A 20,046-nucleotide genomic window follows, 5' to 3' on the forward strand; every position below is an offset into this window, starting at 1 on the left:
TCGCGCCAATCGATGTGCTGTGGTTAGCCATGGCCAGCGCTTCGCAACTGCGGCAAGGATTGTCGCAGCGTCAGCTCAGCATGATCGCCATCGGCGGGGTGATCGGCGCTGGGCTGTTCGTGGGCTCCGGCGTGGTCATCAAGGACACCGGACCCGCCGCGTTCCTGACGTACACGCTGTGCGGCCTGCTGATCGTCCTGGTGATGCGGATGCTCGGGGAGATGGCCGCCGCCAACCCCTCGACGGGATCGTTCGCCGATTACGCGGCGCGCGCTCTGGGCGGATGGGCGGGCTTTTCGGTCGCCTGGCTGTATTGGTACTTCTGGGTGATCGTGGTCGGGTTCGAGGCGGTCGCCGGAGGAAAGGTTCTCGGCTACTGGTTTCACGCGCCGCTGTGGCTGCTGTCGCTGTGCCTGATGCTGCTGATGACGGCGACGAACCTGTTCTCGGTGTCATCGTTCGGCGAGTTCGAATTCTGGTTCGCCGGAATCAAAGTCGCCACGATCGTGGTCTTCCTTGTCGTCGGCTCGCTCTACGTCCTGGGATTGCTGCCCGGCCACAACACGGACTTCTCCAACCTCACCGCGCACAGCGGATTCTTCCCGAAAGGGGTCGGGGCGGTCTTCGCGGCCATCGTGGTGGTGATCTTCTCGATGGTCGGCGCGGAGATCGTCACCGTCGCCGCCGCCGAAAGCCGCGATCCCGAGGTCGCGGTCCAGCGGGCGACGCGGTCGGTGGTGGCGCGTATCGCGATCTTCTTCGTCGGTTCGGTGTTCCTGCTCGTGGTGATCCTGCCGTGGAATTCGCTGGAAACTGGCGCTTCGCCGTACGTCGCCGCCCTCAGACACATGGGCCTGCGCGGAGCTGATCAGGTGATGAACGCCGTGGTGCTCACCGCCGTGCTGTCCTGCCTGAACTCGGGGCTGTACACGGCGTCGCGCATGCTGTTCGTGCTCGCCGACCGGCGCGAGGCTCCGGCCCAATTGGTCCGGGTCAGCGGGCGCGGGGTCCCGCACCTCGCCATCCTGAGCTCGTCGGCGGTCGGTTTCGGATGCGTCGTCATGGCGTGGGTCGCGCCGAACACCGTCTTCCTCTTCTTGCTCAACTCCTCGGGCGCCGTCATCCTGTTCGTCTATTGGCTGATCGCCCTGTCGCAGATCATCCTGCGCCGCCGCACGCCCGACGACGAGCTGCGGATCAAGATGTGGTTCTTCCCGGTGCTGTCGATCCTCACCCTCGCCGGAATCACCGCCGTGCTGGTGCAGATGGCGTTCGACCGTTCGGCGCGCAGTCAGCTCTGGCTGAGCCTGCTGTCTTGGGTCGTGGTGATCGGGCTGTACTTCGTCGCGCGGACTCGCGGCCGCATCCGTGTCGGACGCGACGGCTAGCGCCAAGCCGGTCCGCCTAACTCGTAGTCGTTGTAGGCGTTCAGCAGCCCGCCTATCACTTCGGCCGTCACCTCGAAAAGGGCCTGTCCTTTGGGATCTTCGATTTTGGCGATGTCCTCACGCGCGTGTTGAAGCACATCCTCGAGCATCGTTTTCAGCTTGACCGTGTGATGGCGGGGATCACTTTTGTGTTGATTCTGCGGCTCGGCCATGTTGCTCCCGTTCTCCTTCGACTTCGGCGATGCTCACCAGGGTCGGCGACTATTCGCGCGACGCGCGCGGTCAGTCGGTCAACCGGCCCGGGTGAGCAACACCGCGTGCTCGAATGGCAGCCGGGAAAAGATCGGCCGTGCCCCGTTCCTCACCCGTGCGGCCGCCTCGTCGCGGGTGACCACCCGAGGATCGGAGACGTCGAAGCTCTTGCCGTTGCGGCGCATCCGCCCGCCGCCGGCGGCGGTGAGATTTTTCAACCAGTCGCGGTCCGGGCCGTAGGTCAGCACGATCGCCACGCCGGGTTTGCCGTCGACGGTGGCGCTGAACACGTTCACCGGGGTGCGGTACCGCTTGCCCGACTTGCGCCCCAAATGCTCGACGATGCCGAACGGGGGAAGCCAGCCGGCCCAGAGCCGCTGGACCGGGTTGGTGACGTGCCGGTTGAACCGCGCGAGCCGTTGTGGAAGTTGCATGCTTCCCATCAAACTCGTGGGCCCGATGAGCATCAAGGTCGTGCGGCGCAAGCGTACTGTCGCCCCATGGCCGATTCACCCGGCGACGAGGCGGGCCGACGCGCCCGGGAGCTGCTGCGCAGGGGCGAAGAACTGGCGGCCCGCAAGGCCGTCACGGCCGACGACGTGGAACGCGCCGCCGAGCGCGCCGAGCGCTCACACGAGCGTGACCAGGAGGCCCACCAGCGCGCGGTGCATCGCCACTACCAGGCCGGCGCCGCGCACGAACGCGCCGCCGAGGTCCACGAGCGGGCGGTCGCCGAGGGCCTGGGCGACGTCGCCGAACACCAGCGCGCGGCCGAACGGGAGCGTGAAGCCGCCCGACGTGACCTGCGGGCCGCCCAGGCTGCCGACAACCAGGGCGCCTGACTGCTACACCCTGTAGTTGAACGATCGACGGCGGCTGGAACACTGGTCGGCATGGGTACCGACCAGGCGGCTGCGCGCGCCCCGGCCGCGGTGACCGCGTCGGCGAGGCTTTTCGAGGACGCCTGCGCCGTCATTCCCGGTGGGGTGAACTCCCCGGTGCGCGCGTTCACGGCGGTCGGCGGCACCCCGCGCTTCATTACCGAGGCGCGCGGCTGTTGGCTCACCGACGCCGACGGCAACCGCTACGTCGACCTGGTCTGCTCCTGGGGACCGATGATCCTGGGCCACGCCCACCCGGCCGTCGTCGACGCCGTCGCCACGGCCGCCGCCTCGGGCCTGTCGTTCGGGGCTCCGACGCCCGCGGAAAGCGAGCTCGCCGCCGAGATCGTCGGGCGGGTGGCGCCGGTCGAGCGGATCCGGCTGGTGAATTCCGGCACGGAAGCCACCATGAGCGCCGTCCGGCTGGCCCGCGGCTTCACGGGCCGGGCCAAGATCGTCAAGTTCTCCGGGTGCTATCACGGCCACGTCGACGCGCTGCTCGCCGACGCGGGCTCCGGGGTGGCGACGCTGGCTCTGCCGGCGTCGCCGGGGGTCACCGGCGCCGCCGCCGCCGACACAATCGTGTTGCCTTACAACGACATTGACGCTGTCCGGGACAGCTTTGCGCGTTACGGCGACCAGATCGCCGCGGTGATCACCGAGGCCAGCCCGGGCAACATGGGCGTCGTCGCGCCGGCGCCGGGCTACAACGCGGCGCTGCGCGAGATCACCGCCGAGCGCGGCGCGCTGCTGATCGTCGACGAGGTGATGACGGGTTTCCGGATCAGCCGAAGTGGTTGGTACGGAATCGATCCGGTCGCCGCCGATCTGTTCACGTTCGGCAAGGTGATGAGCGGTGGCTTGCCGGCCGCCGCGTTCGGCGGGCGGGCCGACGTGATGGAGCGGCTGGCGCCGCTGGGGCCGGTGTATCAGGCCGGCACGCTGTCGGGTAACCCGGTGGCGGTGGCGGCTGGGCTGGCCACGCTGCGCGCCGCCGACGACGCGGCTTACGCCGCGCTGGACGCCAATGCCGACCGCCTGGCCGGCCTACTTGCTGATGCGCTGACCAAAGAGAGTGTGCCACACCAGGTTTCGCGCTCCGGCAACATGCTCAGCGTGTTCTTCGCCGAGACGCCGGTCACCGACTTCGCGTCCGCGCGGGCCAGCGCGACGTGGCGCTACCCACCGTTCTTTCACGCGCTGCTCGACGCGGGCGTCTACCCGCCGTGCAGCGCGTTCGAGGCGTGGTTCGTCTCGACGGCCCTCGACGACACCGCCTTCGACCGGATCGCGGCCGCCCTGCCCGTGGCGGCCCGCGCGGCCGCGCAGGCCGCCACGGCCGAGGTCGGGCGCTGATGGCCGAGACGACCCGCGTCCATGTGGTGCGCCACGGCGAGGTGCACAACCCCGCCGGCGTCCTCTACGGGCGGCTGCCCGGATTCGGCCTGTCCGACAACGGCAGGGCCCAGGCCGCCGCGGTCGCCGCGGCGCTGGCCGGCCGCGACATCGTCGCCGTCATCGCCTCCCCGCTGCAGCGGGCCCAGGAGACCGCCGCACCCGTCGCCGTCAAACACGGCCTGCCCGTGGACACCGACCCCGACCTGATCGAATCGGCCAACTTCTTCGAGGGCCGCCGGGTCGGCCCCGGCGACGGCGCGTGGCGCGACCCGCGGTTCTGGTGGCGGCTGCGCAACCCGTTCACCCCGTCGTGGGGCGAGCCATACGCCGAGGTCGCGGACCGGATGGCCACCGCGGTCGACAAGGCACGCGCCCGCGGCACCGGCCACGAGGTGGTGTGCGTCAGCCACCAGCTGCCGGTGTGGACGCTGCGGCTGCACCTGACCGGCCGGCGACTGTGGCACGACCCGCGGCGACGCGAATGCGGGCTGGGCTCGGTGACGACCTTCGTCTACGACGGCGACCGGCTGGTCGACGTGGAGTATCGGGAACCGGCGGGCGGTTGATCGTGCGGCGACTGGCGACGGCCGGGGCGGCGCTGGCCATACTGCTGGCCGGCTGCTCCGGCCGCGACGCCGTCGCCCAGGGCGGCACCTTCGAGTTCGTCTCGCCCGGCGGCAAGACCGACATCTACTACGACCCGCCCGCCAGCCGCGGCCACCCGGGCCCGCTGTCGGGCCCCGACCTGGCCGACCCCGCTCACACGCGATCGCTGGACGACTTCGCGGGCCAGGTTGTCGTCGTCAACATCTGGGGACAGTGGTGCGGCCCGTGCCGGGCCGAGATCGGCCAGCTGCAGCAGGTGTATGACGCCACCCGGGGCATGGGGGTGTCGTTTGTCGGCATCGACGTCCGCGACAACAACCGTCAGGCGGCCCTGGACTTCGTCGACGATCACCACGTGAGCTACCCGTCCATCTACGATCCCGCGATGCGCACCCTCATCGCGTTCGGCGGCAGGTACCCCACCACGGTGATCCCGTCGACGCTGGTGCTGGACCGCCAGCACCGGGTGGCCGCGGTGTTCCTGCGCGAACTGCTCGCCTCCGACCTGCAGCCCGTCGTGCAGCGGGTGGCCCGCGAATGACCGGCTTCGCGCAGATCGCCGCCGCCGGGCCGCTGCTGATGGCGCTGGGCGTGTGCCTTTTGGCGGGGCTCGTGTCGTTCGCCTCGCCGTGCGTGGTGCCGCTGGTCCCGGGCTACCTGTCGTATCTGGCCGCGGTCGTCGGGGTCGACGAAGAGCCAGGGCCCGACCCGGTCAAGGCCCCACCGAGCGCCCGGTGGCGGGTCGCCGGATCGGCGGCGTTGTTCGTGGCCGGGTTCACCGCGGTGTTTGTGCTCGGCACCGTCGCCGTCCTGGGCATGACGACCAGGCTGATCACCAATCAGCTGGTGCTGCAGCGGGCGGGGGGTGTGCTGACCATCGTGATGGGGCTGGTGTTCGTGGGCCTGATTCCCGCGCTGCAGCGTCAGGCCCGGTTCAGCCCGCGGCAGCTGACGACGGTCGCGGGGGCACCCGTGCTCGGCGCGGTCTTCGCGCTGGGGTGGACGCCGTGCCTCGGGCCGACGCTGACCGGGGTGATCACCGTTGCGTCGGCCACCGACGGCGCGAACGTCGCGCGCGGGGTCGCGCTGGTGATCGCCTACTGCCTGGGGCTGGGGATCCCGTTCGTGCTGCTGGCGTTCGGCTCGGCGGGCGCGGTCGGGGCCCTGGGCTGGCTGCGGCGGCACACCCGGGCCATCCAGGTCCTCGGCGGGGCGCTGCTGATCGCTGTCGGCGTCCTGTTGGTCACCGGGGTGTGGAACGACTTCGTCTCCTGGCTGCGCGACGCGTTCGTCTCCGACGTGAGGCTCCCGATTTGAGGCAGCTCCTCGCCTGGACGCGCAACACCTGGCGCGCGCTGACCTCGATGGGCACCGCGCTGGTGCTGCTGTTCCTGCTCGCGCTGGGCGCGATCCCCGGCGCGCTGCTGCCGCAGCGCAGCCTCAACGCCGGCAAGGTCGACGACTACCTCAAGGCCCACCCCACGATCGGGCCCTGGCTGGACCGGCTGCAGGCCTTCGACGTGTTCTCCAGCTTCTGGTTCACCGCCATCTACGTGCTGCTGTTCGTCTCCCTGGTCGGCTGCCTGACCCCGCGGACGATCGAGCACGCCCGCAGCCTGCGCGCCGCCCCCGTCGCGGCCCCGCGCAACCTGGCCCGGCTGCCCAAGTACGCCGCCACAAAGCTGGGCGCCGACCCCGTGGAACTCAACGCCCTGGCGAACCGGATCACCCGGCGGCTGCGCGGCTGGCGCACCGCCATCCGCCACCCCGACCCGGACGACGCCAACATGGTCGAGGTCTCCGCGGAGAAGGGCTACCTGCGCGAGTTCGGCAACATCGCCTTCCACTTCTCGTTGCTGGGCCTGCTGGTCGCCGTGGCCGTCGGCAAGCTGTTCGGCTACGAGGGCAACGTCATCGTCATCGCCGACGGCGGGCCCGGCTTCTGCTCGGCGTCGCCGGCCGCATTCGATTCCTTCCGCGCCGGCAACACCGTCGACGGCACGTCGCTGCACCCAATCTGCATGCGCGTCAACGACTTTCAGGCCCACTACCTGCCCTCGGGGCAGGCCACCTCCTTCGCCGCCGATATCGACTACCAGGACGGCCACGACCTGGCCACCAACAGCTGGCAGCCTTACCGGCTGGAGGTCAACCACCCGCTGCGGATCGGCGGCGACCGGGTGTACCTGCAGGGCCACGGCTACGCGCCCACGTTCACTGTGACCTTCCCCGACGGGCGCACGCGCACGTCGACCGTGCAGTGGCGACCCGACAACCCGCAGACCCTGCTCTCGTCGGGCGTGGTGCGCATCGACCCGCCGGCCGGCAGCTACCCCGACGCCGCCCAGCGCCGCCAGCACGAGATCGCGATCCAGGGTCTGCTGGCGCCCACCGAGCAACTCGAGGGCACCCTGTTGTCGTCGCGGTTTCCCGCCCTCAACGCCCCCGCGGTGGCCGTCGACATCTATCGCGGTGACACGGGCCTGGACACCGGGCGGCCGCAGTCGCTGTTCACGCTCGATCCCCGGCTGATCGAGCAGGGCCGGCTGACCAAGGCGAAGCGGGTCAACCTGCGCGCCGGCCAGGAGGTGCGCCTCGATCAGGACGGCACCGTCGTCCGCTTCGACGGGGCGGTGCCGTTCGTCAACCTGCAGGTCTCCCACGACCCGGGACAGCGATGGGTGCTGGTCTTCGCCGTCACGATGATGGCCGGGCTGGTGGTGTCGCTGCTGGTGCGCCGCCGCAGGGTGTGGGTCAGGCTCACTGCGGCCGGTGGGGAGGGACCCGGTACGGTGAACGTCGAGCTGGGCGGGCTGGCGCGCACCGATAACTCCGGATGGGGCGACGAGTTCGAGCGGTTGACCGAGCGGTTACTCGACGGGCTCGGCGCGCCGGAGCCGGCCCCCCAACCGGCCACAAGCCCACAGGACGTCACATGAACACCACACACATCGACATCGGGCTGGCGCGCTACTCCGACTGGGCATTCACCTCGGCGGTGGTGTCCCTCGTCGTCGCGTTGCTGCTGCTGGCCTTCGAGCTCGCGTACCGAACCGAGCGAGCCGGGGCCCGGCGCTCCGAGAACCGCGCGGCCGTCTTGGCCGGCTCGGTCGGCGCCGACAGCGCCGTGCCCGGCGTCGTCGCCGAGACCGCCCGGCGGCGGGTCGACGAACGCGTCGGGCGGGCCGGACTGGCCGTGGTCTACCTCGGCATCGGGCTGCTGCTGGCCTGCATCGTGTTGCGCGGCCTGGCCACCCTGCGGGTGCCCTGGGGCAACATGTACGAGTTCATCAACCTGACGTGCTGCTGCGGCCTGGTCGCCGGCGCGGTCGTGTTGCGCCGTCCGCAATACCGCGCCCTGTGGGTCTTCCTGCTCGTCCCGGTGCTGATCCTGCTCACGGTCTCCGGGCGCTGGCTGTACGCCAACGCCGCGCCGGTGATGCCCGCGCTGCAGTCCTACTGGCTGCCCATTCACGTGTCGGTGGTCAGCCTGGGTTCCGGCGTGTTCATGGTCGCCGGCATTTCCAGCATCCTGTTTTTGCTGCGCACCTCGCGGCTGAGCGACCCTCAGACCGAGGGCGTCGTGGCCCGGATGGTGCAGCGCCTGCCCGACGCGCAGACCCTCGACCGCGTCGCCTACCGCACCACGATCTTCGCGTTCCCGGTGTTCGGGTTCGGGGTCATCTTCGGCGCCATCTGGGCCGAGGAGGCCTGGGGCCGCTACTGGGGCTGGGACCCCAAGGAGACGGTGTCGTTCGTCGCGTGGGTGGTCTACGCGGCCTACCTGCACGCCAGGTCAACGGCGGGATGGCGGGACCGCAAGGCGGCGTGGATCAACGTCGTGGGATTCGTCGCCATGGTCTTCAATCTGTTCTTCGTTAACCTGGTGACTGTGGGCCTGCATTCGTATGCGGGCGTGGGATGACAGTCAGCAACCGACCTAAGTAAGCGCAACAAGGGGGAGTGCAGGTGTCCGACCAGCCAACGACGGGTGTGGGGACGCCCGAACCGCCGACCACCCAGATGCCGCCCCAGCAGCCCGCCGAGCCGACCGCCGAGGGCGAAACCCCGACCCGGGCCTTCGCCGGATTCCGCACCGAGCGCCGGGTTCCGGGACCCGAGCGGCGGCAGGCCGCGGCGCCCACCACACCCGGCGTGCCCACCGGGACGCCGCCCTGGGACTCCACACCGGCCACCGGCATCGCCCGCGTCGACCCGACGGCCTTCGGGGCCTATTACACGGGCCCGGCCGAGGTGCCCCCCGCCGAAGTGCAGGCCCACCACCCGTACCGGCGCGAGGCCCTGCCGCACACGCCGTATCCGGAACTGGCTACCGGCATGCTGTTGCGACCGGTCAAGCCGCCGCCGTCGGAGGGGTGGCGCCGGTTGGTCTACGACCTCTCCGGCCGCCTGATCAACCTGGGCGAGAGCCCCAGGGCCGCGCACCACAACAACCTGGTGGCGCAGGTCAACCGGCCGTTGCGGGGTTGCTACCGCATCGCGGTGCTGTCGCTGAAGGGCGGCGTGGGCAAGACCACCATCACCGCGACGCTGGGGTCGACGTTCGCGTCCATCCGCGGCGACCGGGTGGTGGCCGTGGACGCCAACCCCGACCGCGGCACCCTGAGCCAGAAGATCCCGCTGGAGACCGTGGCGACGGTGCGCCAGCTGCTCCACGACGCCGGAACCATCGAGCGCTACAGCGACGTCCGCCGCTACACCTCGAAGGGCCCGAGCGGGATGGAGGTGCTGGCGTCGGAAACCGACCCGGCCGTTTCCGAGGCGTTCAGCGCCGACGAGTATGGCCGCGTCCTGAACATCCTGGAGCGGTTCTACGGGCTGGTGATCACCGACTGCGGCACCGGCTTGCTGCATTCCGCGATGTCGGCCATCTTGGCCAAAGCCGACGTGCTGCTCGTGGTCGCCTCGGGATCCATCGACGGCGCGCGCAGCGCCTCGGCCACGCTGGACTGGCTGGACGCGCACGGGCACGAGGCCCTGGTGCGCAACTCCATCGCCGTTATCAACGGCGTGCGGCCGCGCACCGGCAAGGTCGACATGAACAAGGTGATCGATCACTTCTCCCGCCGCTGCCGCGCCGTGCGCGTGATCCCGTTCGACCCGCACCTGGAAGAGGGCGCGGAGATCAGCCTGGACCAGTTGGGGCGGCGGACGCGCGAGGCACTCGCCGAACTGGGGGCCGTCGTGGCCGACGGGTTCCCGGGCGATCAGCGCAATCCGGGTGTGGCCTGAACGCGCCCTGGTTAACGAGGGTTGTTGTCCCCGTGCCCTAACCGCCGCAAGAACTCTGGATCGTCGTCGGGACCGATGACGCGCGTCTTCGGTCGATGGGCCTGCGATCGCGCCGCACGCCAGCCGACATAGATCAGCGTCCCCAGAATCAGGACGAGCAGCAGGTAGAGCACTCAACACCTCCTGTGAGCGAATATACCTGCGCCGTAGGCTCAGGGTGTGTCTGAAGGGCCTGGCGACAGCAGCGCTGACCGGCGCGCGCGGACCAGCGCCGTCGTCGACGTTTTGCTCTACACGGCGGCGCGGTTGGGGCTGGTGCTCGTTGTGGCCGCCGCGATCTACGGTGCCGCGCGATTGCTGGGGGTCGTCGAGTTCCCCGTCGCGGTCGCATTGTTGTTCGCTCTCATCATCGCGATGCCGTTGGGCATCTGGCTGTTCGGGCCGCTACGCCGGCGCGCGACCGCCTCGCTCGCGGTAGCCGGCGAACGCCGCCGCCGGGAGCGCGAACAGCTGCAGGCCCGGCTTCGCGGAGAGGCTGGACCCGAGGACCCCGAAGAGCCCGGCACTTAGCCTGTCCAGCGCCTGTTCAGCGCCTGCTCAGCGCGCGAGCGCCAAAGCGGCCGCCACCGCGATCGCCCACACCACCATCGCCAGCCCGGTGTCGCGCAGCACCGGAATCAGTTCGGGCCCGCGACGGCCCGAGCGGACGGGGGCGGCCGCGCGCAGCGCCAGCGGCGTGGCCACCAATCCCACCGCGCACCATGGCGTCGCGGCCATCAGCACGAGGGTCAGCACCCCGGCCGTGGCCAGCAGCGCCTGGTACAGGACCCGGGTGTGGGCATCGCCGAGCCGCACGGCCAGGGTGACCTTCTGGGAGCGGGCGTCGGTGGGGATGTCCCGAAGGTTGTTGGCCACCAGCACCGACGTCGACAGCGCCCCGATCGACACCGCCAGCACCAGCCCGACCCAGTCCACCCGCAACGCCTGGGTGTACTCGGTGCCGAGCACGGCGACCAGGCCGAAGAACACGAACACCGCGACCTCGCCAAAACCCGCGTAGCCGTAGGGTTTTGACCCGCCCGTGTACAGCCACGCCCCCGCGATGCAGGCCGCGCCGACCGCGATCAGCCACGGCGCGCTGCACAGCGCCAGCGCCAGTCCGGCGACCGCGCCCACCGACAGGCTCGTCACCGCCGCGGCCAACACCGAGCGCGGGGCGGCCAGCCGCGAGCCCACCAGCCGCACCGGCCCGGCGCGATCGTCGTCGGTGCCCCGAATGCCGTCGGAGTAGTCGTTGGCGTAGTTGACCCCCACGATGAGCGCGACCGCAACGGCCAGCGCCAGCAGCGCCTTCCACCACACCGCGGAGTGCAGCCACGCCGCGGCACCGGTGCCGGCGATAACCGGCGCCACCGCGTTGGGCAGCGTCCGGGGCCGGGCGCCCGAGACCCACTGCGCGAAACTGGCCACCAGGGCATCCTGCCTCATGCACCACAATGGTCGGATGCTCGGAGTCATCGGCGGCAGCGGCTTCTACACGTTCTTCGAATCCGGCACCCGCGACCTCGGCGTCGACACCCCGTACGGGCCGCCCAGCGCGCCGGTCACGGTCGGCACCGTCGGCGGCCGCGAGGTCGCCTTCCTGCCCCGCCACGGCGCGACGCATCAGTTCTCGGCGCACACCGTCCCGTACCGGGCGAACATGTGGGCGCTGCGCACGCTCGGTGTGCGGCGGGTTTTCGGCCCCTGCGCCGTGGGCAGCCTGGACCCCGCCAACGGCCCGGGCGCGGTGGTGGTGCCCGATCAGCTGGTGGACCGCACCAGCGGCCGCGCCGACACCTACTTCGACTCCGGCGCCGTTCATGTCGACTTCGCCGATCCGTACTGCCCGGGCCTGCGGGCAGCGGCGACCGGCCTGTCCGGCGTGGTCGACGGCGGCACCATGGTGGTGATCCAGGGGCCGCGCTTTTCCACCCGCGCGGAAAGCCGGTGGTTCGCCTCGGCCGGGTTCACCCTGGTGAACATGACCGGCTACCCGGAGGCCGTGCTGGCGCGTGAGCTCGAAATATGTTATGCCGCAATCGCGTTGGTCACCGACCTGGACGCCGGTGTCCGGGCCGGCGAGGGCGTGACGGCCGTCGAGGTGTTCGCCCAGTTCGAGCGGAACATCGGACCGTTCAAGGAACTGGTGCGCGCGGCGATCGGCCGCGTTGCCGACGAGGGTGCGTGCCCGCACTGCCGGCCGCACGCCGGTGTCACGCTGCCCGTGGAACTGCCATGAGGGTATTGCTGACCGGGGCGGCCGGTTTCATCGGCTCGCGGGTCGACGCGGCGCTTCGGGCGGCGGGTCACGAGGTGGTCGGCGTCGACGCCCTGCTGCCGGCGGCGCACGGCCCGGATGCGGCGCTGCCGCCGGGATGCCTGCGCGTCGACGTCCGCGACGGTGAGGCGCTGGCCCCGCTGTTGGACGGCGTGGACGTCGTGTGTCATCAGGCGGCGATGGTGGGTGCGGGCGTCGATGCCGCCGACGCGCCCGCCTACGGCGGCCACAACGATTTCGCCACCACGGTGCTGCTGGCGGGGATGTTCGCTGCCGGGGTGCGCCACCTGGTGCTGGCATCCTCGATGGTGGTCTACGGGCAGGGGCATTACGCGTGCCCCGAGCACGGGCTCGTCGACCCGCCGCCACGGCGGCGCACCGACCTAGACGCCGGCATCTTCGAAAACCGTTGTCCCACATGCGGGGTCGAGGTGACGTGGCAGCTGGTCGGCGAGGACGCCGCCCTGCGGCCGCGCAGCCTGTACGCCGCCAGCAAGACGGCGCAGGAGCACTACGCGCTGGCGTGGTCGGAGGCGACGGGCGGTTCGGTGGTGGCGCTGCGCTACCACAACGTCTACGGGCCGGGGATGCCTCGCGATACTCCGTATTCCGGGGTGGCGGCGATCTTCCGCTCCTCGCTGGAAAGGGGCGAGCCGCCAAGGGTTTTCGAGGACGGCGGTCAGATGCGCGACTTCGTCCACGTCGACGACGTGGCCGCCGCCAACGTCGCGGCCACGGCCGTCCAGGATGGGTTCACGCCCGTCAATGTCTGCTCGGGACAACCCATCTCGATCCTGGAAGTGGCCACCGCGCTGTGCGATGCTCGGGACGGCTCGCTCGCCCCGGTGGTGACCGGGCAGTACCGCAGCGGCGACGTGCGCCATATCGTCGCCGATCCCACCCGCGCGGGCGAGGCGCTGGGATTCCGGGCGGCCATCGATCCGCGCGCGGGCCTGCGCGAATTCGCCTTTGCGCCTCTGCGTTAACTCGGCGGCCGGAAGATCCTGGGCTTCTGCAACGGAATTTGCCGGGTGGCGGAGTCGTCACCCCGGAAGATGCGCGGCGCGCCGCCGGCGGGAATGCGCGTGGTCGCCGCGCCCGACGGCGGGGCGGGCCGGCCGGCCGGGATGCGCGTCGTCGGAGCGGCCGCGGCCGCGGACGCGGCGCGCTTGCGGGCGGCGACGCGCTTCTGGCGTCGTCGCCGTCGCCCGCTGAGGTGGCCGGTGACGACCGCCGCCGCGAGGATGCACAGTGCCAGCACGCATAGCGCAACGTCGAACGTGCTGGTGATCTGCTGCGCCAGGTTGTTGCCGTACACGGGATTTGGTGCCGGCGCGTTGGGCGATTCCTGGAACCGCGGCGCCAGCGCGACGCCCACCACGACGCGCGAGCCGCTCAGGGTGGCCACCAGCCCGCACAGCGACGAGATCAGCCGCGCGGAGACGGCGTCGTTGCCGAGGTTGATGCGCAACCAGATTGCCAGCACCGCGGTGGCCAGATCGAACGCGGCAAGCACCAGGGTGTCGTAGCGCGAGAAGGGATAGTTCAGGCTCACCGCGACGGCGAGGTCGGTGAACCGCATGAGCATCGACCCCAAACACCAAACGATGATGAGCAGCAACCCATTTCGGGCCGCCGCGCGCCAGGCGTTCTCCTCGGTCGCGGACGTGTCGCGGCGGGCCAGCAGCGTCCGCGGGGCGAAGATCGCCGCGGCCGCCGCCCACGCCAGATAGCCCTCGAAACCGACGCCGGCCGTCGAGGTGTTCTGCGCGATGCCGTGGAACGCGTCGATGTCGCGGCCGACGGGAAGGAGCCATACGAGGACCCCGGCCGCCAGCGTGGACACGCCGAGGGCCACGGCCGCCAGCCGGGACGCCCGGGTGGGGCGCGTCAGCCAGCGCGACGCGACCAGGACGACGACCAGCGCGACCACCCCGTAGACCACCGCCGTCACGATGACGGCGACGTTCTGCTTGCCGAAGTCCGGCGAACTGCCCGCGCCGTGCAGCGCGTAGCGCACCCGCCAGTACAGGTTGAAGACAAAGCTCAGCGCCGCGCCCACCATCGACGCGTAGCCGATGATCCGGACGGACCGGGCGTCGGTGTCCGGGTCGTCTGCGGCGGTTACCGATTGCGCACTGAACAGGGCGCCGGCGATCCCGAGCCACGCGCCCGGTCCGACACCGCCCGGCACGTTCACGGTGCCGCCGAACCGGACGGTCTCGACGACGTCGAACACGACGAAGCCGAGGACCAGAAGCGCGTACGGGAGGTTGAGCGCCACGCGAAGCCGCCCGGCCAGCGCGGGGCTGAACCGCGCGCGCGACGATCGCCACGCCCCTGCCAGGGCGATCGAGGCCAGCGACAGCAACGTCACGACGAACAGGACGGCCAACACGGCCGTGTTGCTGCCCGGGATGCCCAGCCCGAATTGCAGATTCCACGGCAACAGCAGCGCCGCCACGAGCAGGGCGGCCGCGATCAGGTCGCCGGCGAGGTTCTGCCGCCGGCTCGGGGCCCGCACACCGCCCGGCGCGGGCCGCGCACGGCCGGGGGGCGCGGGTGGTGTGCGTTCACGGATGGGGCCGGTAGGGGCGTCGTCGCTGGTTTGACTCACGGTTCCCCCCGGATATCGAGGACGGCCATCGGTGGCGCAACTTTGGCCGCGGGGCGGGGGAACCCCCTGCCGCGCCGTCTTCGTTGCTTCCTTGAAAACATAATCTCCGTTCGGGCGACGCGGCAGTGCTGAGAACGTGGTTGCCAACCCGGTTACGCTGCGCTCACGGGCTAACGTGATCGCCCGACGGTATCGCAGTGTAATGATGCCGGGACATGCTGGTTGCGGGGTAGCCAGGCCGAAGGAGAGCCGGGATGGACGTCGTTTTGGGGGTCGCGGTCGCGGGTCCCGTTGCGCGCTTGGCGCTCATCGGGAACGGCGCCGAGGTGATCGATCAGTCCGTCGTCGACCTGTCCGGCAACCCGGTCGGCACCCTGACCGAGACCGTGGTCGGGACCAACCGGTTGCTGGCCGACGAGAACCACCGGCTCGTCGCCACCCGGCTCTGCTGGCCCGATTCCGGCAAGGCCGACCAGCTGCGCCGCGCGCTGGAGGATTCCGGCGTGCACAACGTGGCGGTGCTCTCCGAGTCGCAGGCCGTCACGGCGCTGATGCGCGCCGCCGGACGGACCGGCGGCGTCCTGGTCGTCGGCGACGAGACGGCGACGCTGTCGGTGGTCGGTGCGGGCGACGGCGACGACGCGCCGCCGACGATGCTGGCCCAACAGCCCTTGGCGACCGACTCGGGACCCGAGGACACCGGCGCGTTGGAGACGATGATGGCCCGGCTCGTCGACCACCCCGGCGCCCCGCGCGACGTCTACGTCGTCGGCGCATCGTCCAACCTGGGCAGGGTTGCCGACCAGCTCCGCGACGCGTCGACCATGCGGGTGGAGATTCCCGACGACCCCACGTTCGCGCTGGCGCGCGGCGCGGCGCTGGCCGCCGCGCCCACGGCGGTCGGGGACGCGACGACCATGGCGCCGGCGCTCACCGGCGACGCGACCGCGATGGCGCCGGCGGCCGGGCTCACCGGAGACGAGACCGCGTTCGCGCCCGCCGCCGAACCGGCCGGCGAGGACAACCAGCTGGCGTATTCGATGGCGGACGAGGGCGAGCCCTTCGGTGCGGGCGAATTCGGTTCCGAATACGAAGATTTCGGTGACTACGATGCCGACGAAGAGGGGGTCGCGACCGGCCGGGTGCCGCTCAGCCGGCGGTCCTTGGTGCTCGGCAACGCCGTCATCGCGTTCGCCGTCATCGGATTCGCTTCGCTGGCCGCCGCGGTGGCCATCGCGGTCCGGCCGACCGCCAGTGCGCAGCCGGTGATCGGGCACCAGAACGCCGCCCCGGGCAAGTTCATGCCGCTGCTGCCGACGCAGCAGCAGGCGCCGGTCCCGGCGCCGCCGCCCGAGGCGCCCAACGCCGGTTTCCAGGGCGGCGTCATCCCGGCCCCGACCGGCGGCGGCCAGCAGCTGCCGACGCCGGCCGGCCCGGTGGGGCCGGAGACGCCGGGGACCCCGGGTTTCGTGCCCAATCCGAACCCGGGAATGCCGATCCCGGTCCCCATCATCATTCCGTTCCCGGGCTGGCACCCCCCGTACCAGCCGCCGTATACGCCGCCGACGACGCCCACCACGCCGCCGACGACCCCGACGACGACGCCAACGACGCCGCCGACGACGCCGACGACTCCGACGACGACCGCGCCCACCACACCGACGACGACGCAGGCGCCGCCGACCACCACGGAGGCACCGGTGACGACGACGCAGGCGCCCGTGACGACCACGCAGGCTCCGGTGACGACCACGCAGGCGCCGGTGACGACTCAGGCGCCGGTGACGACTCAGGCGCCCGTGACGACTCAGGCGCCGGTGACGACTCAGGCGCCGGTGACGACTCAGGCGCCCGTGACCACCCAGGCGCCCGTGACCCAGCAGACGGTCGCCCCGAAGCCCACCCAGCAGCAGACCGTCGCGCCCAAGCCGGCACAGCCGACACAACAGGCCCCAAAGCCCGGGCACCTGCCGGGCTTCTGAGCCGCGTTGCGCGGTGGGTCAGCGATAAAGGTTGTTGAGCAGCTTTTCAATGCTGAACAGACCCGACATGAAGCTGCCGGTGTTCAGCAATCCGGAAACATCCCCGGCGATCCCGGGCAAAACCGTGCCCGGCGCACCCGTGTTGAAGAAGCCCGAGATGCTGCCGTTCATGGCACCGCCGCCGCCGGCCGTGTTTCCAATGCCCGACATGAAGCCGCCACTCGACGTGTTGTTGAAGCCCGAGACCACGCTGCCGGTGTTGCCGTAACCCGAGACGGAGCCGGGGCCGTCGGTGGTGGCGCCGAAGCCCGTGTTGACCGAGCCCGAATTCCAGCTGCCCGTGTTGATGCCGCCCGAGTTCTCGAGGCCCGTGTTGCAGTCGCCGGAATTCCAGAAGCCGGTGTTTAGGTTGCCCGCGTTCGCGAAGCCGGTGTTCAGGTTGCCCGAGTTGAACACGCCGGTGTTGTAGGTGCCGGTGTTGCCGAAGCCGAAGTTGGAGAAGTCGGAGTTCCCGAAGCCGACGTTGCCGATGCCCGCGTTGCCGATGCCGAAGTTGCCGGCGCCGATGTTCGACGGGACGGCGGCGTTGAAGATGCCGACGTTGCCGTCACCGGAGTTGAAGAAGCCAATGTTGTTGTTGCCCGAGTTGCCGAAGCCGATGTTGCCGGTGCCCGAGTTCAGCCCGGCGAACGTGAATTGTCCTGTCGCCGTGTCGTAGTAGGCGTTTCCGACGCCGATCAAATTGTTGCCGGTCAGGCCGAAACCGACGTTGTTGTTGCCGCTGTTTCCGGCGCCCTGGTTGCCGTTGCCGTAGTTCCCCAGGCCCCAGTTGTTGTTGCCCAGGTTTCCCACGCCGACGTTGTGGCCCGGATCGGCGATGGTGGTACCCGCGTTTCCGAACCCGATGTTGCCGTTGCCGAAGTTTCCGGAGCCGAAGTTGTTGTTGCCGATGTTCCCGCTGCCGATGTTTCCACTGGAGGGTTGATTGGTAGAGCCGTTGCCGTTGCCGATGTTTCCGCTACCGGTGTTGCCGCCGCCGATGTTGGCGGCGCCGGTGTTGCCGTTGCCGATGTTGCCGGTGCCGCCCTTGTTGCCGATACCGATGTTGGGCAGGTTCTGCAGCAGCTGCGCGAACGGGTTCAGCTGCGCGGCGGCGGCCGATACGCCGGCGTGATAGCTCGTCATCGCCGACACATCGGCGGCCCACATCTCCTCGTACTGGGCTTCGGCCGCGGCGATCGCCGGGCCGGCCAGGCCGAGGAAGTTCGAGCGCACCAACTGCACGAATGCGTTGCGATTGGCCGCCACCTCCAACGGATGCACCGTCGACGTCAGGGCCGCCTCGAACGTACTCGCCACCGCCTGCGCCTGGGTGGCCGCGCCGGCGGCCTGCGCAGACGCGTTGCTGAGCCAGCCCGCGTACGGGGTCGCCGCGGCGACCATCGCCGCCGACGCCGGGCCCTGCCAGGCCTGGCCGGCCAGCCCCGAGGTCACCGACGCGAACGACTGCGCGGCGGAACTCAATTCATCGGCCAACCCGTTCCAGGCCGCCGCGGCCTGAAGCATCGGCGCCGAGCCGGCACCGCTGAACATCAGCAACGAATTGATCTCCGGCGGGAGCATCGGAAAGCTGACCATGTCGAACTCAAACTCCTGTCTACCGACGGCCTTTGACGCCAGCGGTGGAGATCCCGATGAAGCAAATTGCGGCAAATACTACGGCCGCGGCTGCCGTCGGCGGCGGGTTTTTCAGCAAACTGGTCGGCAAATTGGTCGGCAAATTGGTCGGCATTGCCCCTAATCTCGGTACACATGCCCGACGACGCGGTGACGGTGGTGCTGCCCTGCCTGAACGAAGAGGAGTCGTTGCCCGCAGTGCTGGCGGCCGTTCCGGCCGGCTACCGCTCGCTGGTGGTGGACAACAACAGCACCGACGACACCGCCGCGGTGGCCGCCCGGCACGGCGCCCGGGTGGTGACCGAGCCGCGACCCGGCTACGGATCGGCGGTGCACGCGGGCGTCGTCGCCGCGACGACGCCGATCGTCGCGGTCATCGACGCCGACGGCTCGCTGGACCCCGGTGATCTGCCCCGGCTCGTCGCCGCGCTCGACTCGGACGCCGACCTGGTGATCGGCCGCCGCCGACCGGTGCCCGGCCTGCACTGGCCGTGGGTCGCCCGGGTCGGCACCGTGGTGATGAGCTGGCGGCTGCGCACCCGCCACGGACTGCCGGTGCACGACATCGCGCCGATGCGCGTCGCCCGGCGGGACGCGCTGCTGGACCTCGGCGTCGCCGACCGCCGTTCCGGTTACCCGCTGGAGCTGTTGGTCCGGGCCGCGGCGGCAGGCTGGCGGGTGGTCGAGCTCGACGTCAGCTACGGCCCCCGCACCGGCGGCAAGTCGAAGGTCAGCGGTTCTCTGCGGGGCAGCATCACCGCGATCGTGGACTTCTGGAAGGTGATTTCGTGAGCCTCCTGCCGGTCAGCCTGCTGGTGGTCGCCAAGGCGCCGGAGCCCGGCCGGGCCAAGACACGGCTGGCGGCGACGGTCGGCGACCGGGTGGCCGCCGACATCGCCGCCGCGGCGCTGCTGGACACGCTGGACGCGGTGGTGGCCGCGCCGGTGGCCGCCCGGGTGGTCGCCCTCACCGGTGACCTCGCCGCGGCCGCGCGCGCCGCCGAGATCGGGGAGCGGCTCGGGACCTTCACGGTGATCCCGCAGCGCGGGGGCGACTTCGCCGACCGGCTCGCCAATGCCCACGCCGACACCGGCTCGATCTTTGAGGGCTACCCGGTGCTGCAGATCGGGATGGACACCCCGCAGGTCAGCGCCGAACTGTTGACGGACTGCGCGCGCCGGCTGCTGGAAGCGCCGGCGATCCTCGGGTTGGCCCAGGACGGCGGCTGGTGGGCGCTCGGCGTCGCGGAGGCGGCGACGGCCGAATGCCTGCGCGGGGTGCCGATGTCGCAGCCCGACACCGGAGAGCTCACCCTGAAGGCGTTGCGCGACAACGGTATTGAGGTGATACCCGTGCAGCGCCTGGCCGATGTCGACGTTGTCGACGATGTCGCCGCGGTGCGCGACGAGTGCGGCGCCGAGAGCCGCTTCGCGCGGGCCACCCGCGCGGCCGGGCTGTGAAGCTCTCACTTCTGGCGCGAGCGGCCGCGTTTGTACACATTTTGCGGCGTGTCGCCGTGCAGACGCGGCCGCTCGCGGTCACGGTGGCCGGTCACCCCGGCTCGGGTGTGCATCCCTGGCTTCGAGTGTGAGTCCCGGGCGGTGAAGTCGCACCGAACGCCGCCACCTGCTCACAATCAAATCCGTCAACTCACAATCGAAGCCGTGGACTC

The 20,046-nt window shown here is 70.7% G+C and carries 21 protein-coding genes; 15 read left to right on the plus strand and 6 right to left on the minus strand.

From position 1 onward, the window contains the following. The first annotated feature begins 29 nt into the window (after nt 1-29). Nucleotides 30-1,388 carry an amino acid permease gene (locus tag AC5Y43_RS17945; RefSeq protein WP_499974645.1) on the plus strand — a complete coding sequence of 453 codons (1,359 nt, stop codon included), beginning with the start codon at nt 30-32 and terminating at the stop codon, nt 1,386-1,388. On the opposite strand, the gene AC5Y43_RS17950 is transcribed toward AC5Y43_RS17945, so the two are convergent. Next, a complete protein-coding gene (locus AC5Y43_RS17950) occupies nt 1,385-1,600 on the minus strand; it encodes a hypothetical protein (RefSeq protein ID WP_499974646.1) in 216 nt (71 codons plus the stop codon). The genes AC5Y43_RS17945 and AC5Y43_RS17950 overlap by 4 nt on opposite strands. Before the next feature lie 78 nt (nt 1,601-1,678). Beyond that, nucleotides 1,679-2,074 carry a nitroreductase family deazaflavin-dependent oxidoreductase gene (locus AC5Y43_RS17955; RefSeq protein ID WP_499974647.1) on the minus strand — a complete coding sequence of 132 codons (396 nt, stop codon included), beginning with the start codon at nt 2,072-2,074 and terminating at the stop codon, nt 1,679-1,681. Between the two features lie 66 nt (nt 2,075-2,140). Here AC5Y43_RS17955 and AC5Y43_RS17960 point away from each other — a divergent pair, with 66 nt between their 5' ends. Genes AC5Y43_RS17960 through AC5Y43_RS17995 form a run of 8 tightly spaced genes read left to right on the plus strand, consistent with a single transcriptional unit; the run spans nt 2,141 to nt 9,778 of the window. Further along, the gene (locus AC5Y43_RS17960; RefSeq protein WP_499974649.1) at nt 2,141-2,482 is read left to right on the plus strand and encodes a hypothetical protein; all 342 of its coding nucleotides are present in this window, start codon (nt 2,141-2,143) and stop codon (nt 2,480-2,482) included. A gap of 51 nt (nt 2,483-2,533) precedes the next feature. Then, a complete protein-coding gene (hemL, locus tag AC5Y43_RS17965) occupies nt 2,534-3,877 on the plus strand; it encodes a glutamate-1-semialdehyde 2,1-aminomutase (RefSeq protein WP_499974651.1) in 1,344 nt (447 codons plus the stop codon). After that, entirely contained in the window at nt 3,877-4,485 is a 609-nt protein-coding gene (locus tag AC5Y43_RS17970) for a histidine phosphatase family protein (RefSeq protein WP_499974652.1), read from the plus strand. Before hemL ends, AC5Y43_RS17970 begins: the two co-directional genes overlap by 1 nt. Beyond that, the gene (locus tag AC5Y43_RS17975) at nt 4,482-5,066 is read left to right on the plus strand and encodes a TlpA disulfide reductase family protein (RefSeq protein ID WP_499974654.1); all 585 of its coding nucleotides are present in this window, start codon (nt 4,482-4,484) and stop codon (nt 5,064-5,066) included. Before AC5Y43_RS17970 ends, AC5Y43_RS17975 begins: the two co-directional genes overlap by 4 nt. Continuing rightward, on the plus strand, nt 5,063-5,842 hold the full coding sequence (locus AC5Y43_RS17980; protein ID WP_499974655.1) for a cytochrome c biogenesis CcdA family protein: 780 nt from the start codon (nt 5,063-5,065) through the stop codon (nt 5,840-5,842). The genes AC5Y43_RS17975 and AC5Y43_RS17980 overlap by 4 nt, the downstream gene beginning before the upstream one ends. A gap of 47 nt (nt 5,843-5,889) precedes the next feature. Beyond that, nucleotides 5,890-7,464 carry a cytochrome c biogenesis protein ResB gene (locus AC5Y43_RS17985; protein ID WP_499974979.1) on the plus strand — a complete coding sequence of 525 codons (1,575 nt, stop codon included), beginning with the start codon at nt 5,890-5,892 and terminating at the stop codon, nt 7,462-7,464. Continuing rightward, nucleotides 7,461-8,450: a c-type cytochrome biogenesis protein CcsB gene (ccsB, locus tag AC5Y43_RS17990; protein WP_499974658.1), complete on the plus strand. Its 990-nt coding sequence runs from the start codon at nt 7,461-7,463 to the stop codon at nt 8,448-8,450. The genes AC5Y43_RS17985 and ccsB overlap by 4 nt, the downstream gene beginning before the upstream one ends. Before the next feature lie 44 nt (nt 8,451-8,494). After that, a complete protein-coding gene (locus AC5Y43_RS17995) occupies nt 8,495-9,778 on the plus strand; it encodes a MinD/ParA family ATP-binding protein (protein WP_499974659.1) in 1,284 nt (427 codons plus the stop codon). 11 nt (nt 9,779-9,789) lie between these two features. On the opposite strand, the gene AC5Y43_RS18000 is transcribed toward AC5Y43_RS17995, so the two are convergent. Further along, complete coding sequence (locus AC5Y43_RS18000) at nt 9,790-9,951, minus strand: hypothetical protein (RefSeq protein ID WP_499974661.1); 162 nt, start codon at nt 9,949-9,951, stop codon at nt 9,790-9,792. 46 nt (nt 9,952-9,997) lie between these two features. On the opposite strand from AC5Y43_RS18000, the gene AC5Y43_RS18005 reads away from it, so the two are divergent. Next, complete coding sequence (locus AC5Y43_RS18005) at nt 9,998-10,348, plus strand: DUF4229 domain-containing protein (RefSeq protein WP_499974665.1); 351 nt, start codon at nt 9,998-10,000, stop codon at nt 10,346-10,348. A gap of 27 nt (nt 10,349-10,375) precedes the next feature. Here AC5Y43_RS18005 and AC5Y43_RS18010 read toward each other — a convergent pair whose 3' ends face one another. Then, nucleotides 10,376-11,248 carry a 1,4-dihydroxy-2-naphthoate polyprenyltransferase gene (locus tag AC5Y43_RS18010; RefSeq protein ID WP_499974981.1) on the minus strand — a complete coding sequence of 291 codons (873 nt, stop codon included), beginning with the start codon at nt 11,246-11,248 and terminating at the stop codon, nt 10,376-10,378. Nucleotides 11,249-11,282: 34 nt separating this feature from the next. On the opposite strand from AC5Y43_RS18010, the gene AC5Y43_RS18015 reads away from it, so the two are divergent. Beyond that, entirely contained in the window at nt 11,283-12,059 is a 777-nt protein-coding gene (locus AC5Y43_RS18015; RefSeq protein WP_499974667.1) for an S-methyl-5'-thioadenosine phosphorylase, read from the plus strand. After that, complete coding sequence (locus AC5Y43_RS18020) at nt 12,056-13,084, plus strand: NAD-dependent epimerase/dehydratase family protein (RefSeq protein WP_499974669.1); 1,029 nt, start codon at nt 12,056-12,058, stop codon at nt 13,082-13,084. Before AC5Y43_RS18015 ends, AC5Y43_RS18020 begins: the two co-directional genes overlap by 4 nt. Here the strand turns inward: AC5Y43_RS18020 and AC5Y43_RS18025 are convergent. Beyond that, nucleotides 13,081-14,622, minus strand: coding sequence for a DUF7937 domain-containing protein (locus tag AC5Y43_RS18025; protein ID WP_499974982.1), 1,542 nt, complete (start codon nt 14,620-14,622; stop codon nt 13,081-13,083). The two genes, AC5Y43_RS18020 and AC5Y43_RS18025, sit on opposite strands and share 4 nt — an antisense overlap. Nucleotides 14,623-14,969: 347 nt before the next feature. Between AC5Y43_RS18025 and AC5Y43_RS18030 the strand changes: the two genes are divergently transcribed. Beyond that, nucleotides 14,970-16,697, plus strand: coding sequence for a DUF7159 family protein (locus AC5Y43_RS18030; RefSeq protein ID WP_499974670.1), 1,728 nt, complete (start codon nt 14,970-14,972; stop codon nt 16,695-16,697). A gap of 18 nt (nt 16,698-16,715) precedes the next feature. Here the strand turns inward: AC5Y43_RS18030 and AC5Y43_RS18035 are convergent, their stop codons facing one another. Continuing rightward, the gene (locus AC5Y43_RS18035) at nt 16,716-18,335 is read right to left on the minus strand and encodes a PPE domain-containing protein (protein WP_499974672.1); all 1,620 of its coding nucleotides are present in this window, start codon (nt 18,333-18,335) and stop codon (nt 16,716-16,718) included. Nucleotides 18,336-18,509: 174 nt separating this feature from the next. Here AC5Y43_RS18035 and AC5Y43_RS18040 point away from each other — a divergent pair, with 174 nt between their 5' ends. Together AC5Y43_RS18040 and AC5Y43_RS18045 are read left to right on the plus strand one after the other, a co-directional pair. Beyond that, nucleotides 18,510-19,166, plus strand: coding sequence for a glycosyltransferase family 2 protein (locus tag AC5Y43_RS18040; protein WP_499974673.1), 657 nt, complete (start codon nt 18,510-18,512; stop codon nt 19,164-19,166). Continuing rightward, nucleotides 19,163-19,834 (plus strand): TIGR04282 family arsenosugar biosynthesis glycosyltransferase, encoded by a 672-nt coding sequence (locus AC5Y43_RS18045; RefSeq protein ID WP_499974675.1) that lies wholly within the window; start codon nt 19,163-19,165, stop codon nt 19,832-19,834. Before AC5Y43_RS18040 ends, AC5Y43_RS18045 begins: the two co-directional genes overlap by 4 nt. The last annotated feature ends 212 nt before the right edge of the window (nt 19,835-20,046 follow it).

Source organism: Mycobacterium sp. NGS57 (assembly GCF_059812405.1).